The 6,164-nt window shown below is 68.4% G+C and carries 6 protein-coding genes; 5 read left to right on the forward strand and 1 reads right to left on the reverse strand.

Going from position 1 to position 6,164, the window contains the following annotated elements:
• Nucleotides 1-311: 311 nt before the first annotated feature.
• Together ABZW30_RS46180 and ABZW30_RS46185 are read left to right on the forward strand one after the other, a co-directional pair.
• Nucleotides 312-1,148, forward strand: coding sequence for an IS5 family transposase (locus tag ABZW30_RS46180; protein ID WP_355677348.1), 837 nt, complete (start codon nt 312-314; stop codon nt 1,146-1,148).
• On the forward strand, nt 1,133-1,567 hold the full coding sequence (locus tag ABZW30_RS46185; RefSeq protein WP_355677349.1) for a hypothetical protein: 435 nt from the start codon (nt 1,133-1,135) through the stop codon (nt 1,565-1,567). The genes ABZW30_RS46180 and ABZW30_RS46185 overlap by 16 nt, the downstream gene beginning before the upstream one ends.
• Nucleotides 1,568-1,600: 33 nt before the next feature.
• Here the strand turns inward: ABZW30_RS46185 and ABZW30_RS46190 are convergent, their stop codons facing one another.
• Nucleotides 1,601-2,320: a TetR/AcrR family transcriptional regulator gene (locus tag ABZW30_RS46190; RefSeq protein WP_355677350.1), complete on the reverse strand. Its 720-nt coding sequence runs from the start codon at nt 2,318-2,320 to the stop codon at nt 1,601-1,603.
• Nucleotides 2,321-2,434: 114 nt separating this feature from the next.
• Here ABZW30_RS46190 and ABZW30_RS46195 point away from each other — a divergent pair, with 114 nt between their 5' ends.
• The 3 genes from ABZW30_RS46195 (at nt 2,435) to ABZW30_RS46205 (ending at nt 5,641) form a co-directional block, all read left to right on the forward strand.
• The gene (locus ABZW30_RS46195) at nt 2,435-3,514 is read left to right on the forward strand and encodes an alpha/beta hydrolase (RefSeq protein ID WP_355677351.1); all 1,080 of its coding nucleotides are present in this window, start codon (nt 2,435-2,437) and stop codon (nt 3,512-3,514) included.
• A gap of 700 nt (nt 3,515-4,214) precedes the next feature.
• Nucleotides 4,215-4,610: a MerR family transcriptional regulator gene (locus ABZW30_RS46200; protein ID WP_355677352.1), complete on the forward strand. Its 396-nt coding sequence runs from the start codon at nt 4,215-4,217 to the stop codon at nt 4,608-4,610.
• A 107-nt stretch (nt 4,611-4,717) separates the two neighbouring features.
• Nucleotides 4,718-5,641, forward strand: a complete 924-nt coding sequence (locus ABZW30_RS46205; RefSeq protein ID WP_355677353.1) for an NADP-dependent oxidoreductase — start codon at nt 4,718-4,720, stop codon at nt 5,639-5,641.
• The last annotated feature ends 523 nt before the right edge of the window (nt 5,642-6,164 follow it).

Raw genomic sequence — 6,164 nt, forward strand, 5'->3', positions numbered from 1 at the left:
GGCCGGCCGCCGAGCGCGACATCGGCGAGATGCCGCACATAACGGCTGTGGCACCACTCGGTCAGCTGGCCGCATCCCGTACACGCCGCTGGAACACCGGACCGTGTGCGGGCGCGGACCGCCACGACAGCATCGGAAACATCGACCGAGACAACCAGCACATTGGCCAACTGCGGTAACAGTGTGGATAGTTCAACAGAACACAGTCAGAGGGCGGTATGTGACGTGATGCCGCATCTGTCGTCGCCGGATCGTGTGGGACCGCGGCATCCGCGCTTACCAGAGGGCCCAGCCGTGCTGGAGTGTCCCCCGTGAGCGACCGCCAGCCCTACAAGAGTGACTTATCCGACGAACGCTGGGCCCTGATCGAGCCCGTGATCACCGCCTGGAAGGCCCGGCACCGCTCGGTGAGCGGCCACCAGGGCAACTACGACATGCGGGAGATCGTCAACGCCCTGCTGTACCAGTCCCGCACTGGCTGCCAGTGGGACTACCTCCCCCACGACCTTCCGCCCGCCGGCGCGGTGAAGTACTACTTCTACAAGTGGCGCGACGACGGCACCGACCAGACCATTCACGACCTGCTGCGCTGGCAGGCGCGGGAGAAGAGAGGCCGATTTGCCGACCCCAGCCTGGTAGTGCTCGACACCCAGAGCCAGCATGCCGCCGCCGGAGTCCCGGCCGACACCACGGGGCGGGATGCGAACAAGAAGGTGCAGGGGCGCAAGCGGGGACTGGCCGTTGACGTGCTGGGTCTGGTGATCGCAGTGGTGGTGCTGGCCGCCTCCGTCCACGACAACGCCGTCGGTACCGCGTTGCTGGACAGGGTGGTCGCCAGCACCGAGCCGGGCATCGTGAAGAAGGCCCTGGTGGACCAAGGCTTCAAGAGCACCGTCAAGGACCATGGGGCGAAGGTGGGCATCGAAGTCGAAGTCGTGAAGCGCAACCCCGGAGACACCGGGTTCGTTCCACAGCCCAAGAGATGGGTGGTGGAGCAGACGAACGGGGTCTTGATGCTGCACCGCAGGCTGGTACGCGACTACGAGCATCGGCCCGCCTCCGCCGAGTCGAGGGTGTACTGGGCCATAAGCGACCGGATGTCGAGGATGCTGACCGGGACATCCGCCCCCGCATGGCACGGCGCATGACCGGCGGGGAGCTGACCTTGGGCGCGGTGCTGGTGCGGCTGGAGGAGCGGGAGCGGGAGATCGCCGTGCAGGCCGAGACGGCCCAGGAGAAGATCGCGGAGCTGACTGCGCTGCTGGACGGGCTGGAGAAGGCCATCGGGGAGATCCGGATCACCCGCAAGACGCTGCTGGAGCTGCCCGATCCGCGGCCGCCCGCGCCGCCGGCCGCGAAGCTGCCGGATCATCCGGCCTACCAGCAGATTATGGCGGTGTTCGCCGCAGCCGACGCTCCGTTGCGGGCACGGGCGGTGTGCGAGGCGATGGACGTGGAGATCGCGCCCAACAACGTCAACAACGTCCGCCTGAAGCTCAAGCGGCTGGTCGAGCGCGGGATCCTGGTCGAGACCGAGCAGGGGTGGTTCACTCGGCCGCGGCCATAGCCGCCCAGCGATCCCACGACCAGGCCCACCGTGCTAGCGGCGGTCGATGAGGGTCTGGACGCCGTCGAGGACGCGGTCGAGGCCGAACTCCAGCGTGTCGGTGGCGTCGGGGGCGAAGGCGCCGGCGGCGATGGCGCGGGTCAGAGCAGGGAAGCGGTCGGCGTGCCGGTCAAGCAGCTCGCCGGTGAGGTGGTTCCACTCCCGGCTGTGCTCCTCGTCGAAGTCGAGCAACTGCTGGACATGGGTGCGCACGAAGCCGGTAACGAGGATAAAGACCCGGTGCTGCTCGGCCGCGGTCAGGCCGGTGGGCTCCAGCGCCGCGAGTGCCGCGTCCAACCAGCCGAGCTGGTGCGGCCCCATGAGCTGACGGCGCATCGCGGTGGCCGCCAGCAGCCAGGGGTGCGCGCGGTGTATGCGCTCGGACTGGCGGGCCCACTCTATGATCTGCGGCCGCCAGCCGCTTCCCGCCGCCGACAGGTCGGGGACCTGGGCGAGGACGGACTCGACCATCAGCTCGACCAGTTCGGTCTTACCCGGCACATAGCGGTATAGCGCCATCGCCGACATGCCGAACTCGGCGGCGACCTTGCTCATGGAGACGGCCGCCAGGTCCTGGGTGTCGGCGATGGCCACGGCGGCCTCGGCGATGCGCCCGGGGGTGAGGCTCGGCTTGGGGCCGCGGGTCGGCTGGTCCTGCTCGCCCCACAGCAGTGCGATGCCCGCGCGCAGGTCACGCGCCTTCTCCTTGGCCATTTCCGGCTCCCCTTCTCCCTCGTTGGTCGCGGCGCCGGTTGACGCCCTCCGGAACTGTGTATACCTTAAACACATCAGAACTGCTGATGCATTAAACAGTTTGGGGGATACACCATGCTCGCCACCATCACCGCCGTCACCGCCGCCGCCCTCGCCACGCCCGTCGCCGGTCTGCTCGGCTACCGGCAGCTCAAGCGCGCCCGCCTCACCAAGCAACTGCGCATCACCACCCCGAACGGCATCGACGAGTCCGGCTTCGTCCGGATCGGCGGCATCGACCAGTGGGTCTCCATCCGCGGCGAGGATCTGCGCAACCCGGTGATCCTGGAGATCCACGGCGGCCCCGGCGCCTCCAACCTGGTCTTCATCCCCCGCACCCGCAGCTGGGAGCGGCACTTCACGATCGTGCGCTGGGACATGCGCGGCGCCGGCAAGACCTTCGCCGCCGCCGGCCCGGCCGGACAGGGCGAGATGAGCCTCGACCGGCTCCAGCAAGACGCTCTGGAAGTCACCGAGCACGTCCGAGCCAGGCTCGGCCTCCCAAAGGTGCTGCTGGTCGCCAACTCCTTCGGGAGCCTCCTCGGGCTGCGCCTCGCCCGCAGCCACCCCGAGCTGTACTCGGCCTACGTCGGCACCGACCAGAACGTCATAGCGGGCGAACGCGACAGCTCGGCCTACCACGCCCTGTGCGACCGCCTGCGGCAAGCAGGCAAGCGCAAGGAACTGTCTGCCGTCACCGCGATGGGCCCGGACGCCACGGCATGGAACGCACACCAGTGGGCGGAGCACGCCAAGATCGCCGTCACCTCCGACCCGTTGACCTTCGACACCATGAAGACCGTGGTGGTCCGCTCGCTGTGGTTCTCACCCCTGCACACGTTGCGTGGGCTGCGGGCCTACATGAAGGGCATGAGCTTCTCGGAACAGCTCGGACCGCAGGCCCTGGCCATCAACGAGTGGGCCGAGGGCACCGCGTTCTCGCTCCCGTTCTTCATCTTCCAGGGCGACAGCGACATGCTCACCCCGCCCGAGCCGGCCCGGCGGTTCTTCGACGACGTCACCGCCCCGGCCAAGGAGTTCGCCCTCATCCGGGATGCCAGCCACTTCTCGAGCTTCCGCCACCCCGACCAGTTCCTCGACCTGATGCTCACCAAGGTCCGACCCGCGATCACCAGCGAGCCGCTCGCCAGGTGACGCGCCGCTCGCCACATCGTCGACGCCCCAACCCATGGCGGCGCGACCGCCCCTGACTCCAGGTTCGGTTCTGATTGCGATCAGCGCCGTTCAGCGCCGAGCCGCGGTGCCGCTCTGCCGCAGGTCGGGACGCCTGCGACCGCCCACGGGCACCCGGACGAACAATTGGAAAGCGTGTTGGGGGCAACCCTCACGAGTTCGCATCTCGCATCCTCTGCCTTGATCGAAGGCCCGGACCTTGGTCCGGGCCTTCGTCGTGGTTGAGAGCCCGCATGTCGTAGTTGCCCGGTGGCCGCTGACGGAGCGGTATCGGGCTTTCCAAGCGGCGATCACGGGCTCGATCGGGGTCGGATAAGTCGCTCTTGTAGGGCTGGCGGTCGTTCACGGGAGACACTCCAGCACGGGCGCCCTCTGGTCAGCACGGATGCCGCGGTCCCACACATTCCAGGCGACAGATACGACATAACGTCACATACCGCCCTCTCAGAGGTTGCCCACTGGCAAACCAGTCGACCGCTGGCCCGGGGTGATCTCCGGCTACGAAAATCTTGCCAGAGCCAGGAAAGTGCTCAGGCGCGTACAGACGAACGTGTTCAGTCGTGGGACCGGGACGACAACCCTGCGGCCGTGGGGGTGTCCGCGAGCATCCATGACTCGCTGGCGGTCTGAACCCGGAGCACGCGGGCGTAGGCTCTCAGGGATGCGGATAGGCGAGCTGTCCAAGCGCACGGGCGTGAGTCCGCGCTCACTGCGGTACTACGAAGAGCAGGGCCTGCTGGCCAGCTCACGCTCCGACGCGGGGCAGCGTCACTATTCCGATGCTGCGGTCCAGCGCGTGTCGCTCATCCGGCAGCTGTTCGACGCGGGTATGTCCAGCCGGGTGATCGCGACTGTTCTGCCGTGTGTGGACGTCCCGGGTGACCTGGGCGTCGCCGAGGAGACGTTCACGGCGATGATGCGCGAGCGCGACCGGATCGACGCCGACATCGCGCACCTGATCGGGACCCGGGATGCACTCGACGTGCTGATCAGGGCCAACAGCCGGCACCGGGCGGAGCTGTCCACGGCCCCGGAACCGGTGGCGCAGTCGGCCTGATGCTGTGATCTGCATCTCAGCCGGTTGCCCCTTACACCAATGTCAGAGGTGAGGATGGCGACAGCGCCCGGAACCACCGGGGTCGGTCACACGAGAGGCGGCGGAAGATGGGGCAGGCGTGGGGTTTTGGCAGGTATGGCGGGCCCGAGGTGCAGGAGTTCTTCGATCGTCCCGATCCCGTTCCCGGTCGCGGCGAGGTGCTGATCCGGGTCACCGTGGCCGGCGTGAATCCCCTCGACCACCTTCTGCGCTCGGGCCTGGTCGACGGGCTCGACGGCGGGCGTCCGTTTCCCCGCGTGCTGGGCATGGAGGCAGCCGGATTCGTTCTCGCCCGGGGCGAGGATGTCGAAGGGCTCGAGGTGGGTGACGCGGTCTTCGGCTTCGCACTCACCGGTGGCGGCACCTACGCCGAGACGACGGTGCTGTCCGCGCCGAACACCGCGCGCATCCCGGAGGGTCTGTCCGCGACCGTGGCGGCAACGCTGCCAGTGGCCGGGACGACCGCGGTGGACGTGCTCGACCAGCTCGGCCTTCCGGCCGGTGCCACGGTCCTGGTCAACGGGGTCGGGGGCGGGGTCGGCCTCGCCGTCGCCCGGCTGGCTATCGGGCGCGAGCTGCGTGTGATCGGCACCGGGAGTACCGCCAAACGCGAGCACGCCGAGGCCATCGGGGTGCGGTTCATCGACTACGCCGCCGAGGACGTCGTCACCGCGGCACGCGAGCTGGTTCCGGACGGCTTCGACGGGATCGTCGACCTGGTCGGAGGCGCCTCGCTGCGGACGGTCGCTCCACTGGCCCGGGATCCCCGCAACGTCATTGCCGTGGGTGATATGTCTGTGCCCGATCTCGGTGGGCGTTTCGTCGAGCGTCGCCTCGACCGCGAGAACCTGGAGCGGTCCGCCCGGCTGGCCCTCGACGGAGTCCTCGCACCCGTGATCACCGCGATCCATCCGCTCTCCGACGCCCCGGCCGCTCTCGCCACCGTCGAGAACGGTCACACCTCGGGCAAGGTTGTCATCAAGGTGGCATGAGAAGTGCCCGGCCGCCCGACGCCGCCGACCGTCCATTGCGGACTGACGAGAGCCTGTGGTCAGCGCATCATCAACTGAGCACGTTCACCTGTACAGGGTTGAGCACGTTCACGTTCAGGTGTATGCCGACATGTGGAGGTGGTCGGTCGGTTCGGGGTTCGCGCCTGCGGCGGGCCGGTGTTCTTCTGCGCGTCCGGCGAAGCCGTCCGCGCCGACCCGGTGGCGGCCCGGCCGGCTGCTCCCGGCGCCGCCCCGACTGCACGTAGGCACCACCGTGGGTGGCACCGTAGGCGCCACCGCAGGTGCGCCCGCAGCTACCACCGTAGGTACCCCGCCACCTCCGCCGGCCGCCGATCATTTCCGCAGCTCAGGGGCGGTTTTCGGGCTGCCGGATATTCCGACAACCCCCTCCGTCTGCTCCTTTCTCCTAAGAGCCTGCGCAGATAGACGGCGGTTCGGGCACAGTTGGCAGACGGGACAGGCACAGGTCCCGTGATCATGGAGTTGCGACGCTCTGTGATCA

Source organism: Kitasatospora sp. NPDC004669 (assembly GCF_040609455.1).
Taxonomy (GTDB): domain Bacteria; phylum Actinomycetota; class Actinomycetes; order Streptomycetales; family Streptomycetaceae; genus Kitasatospora.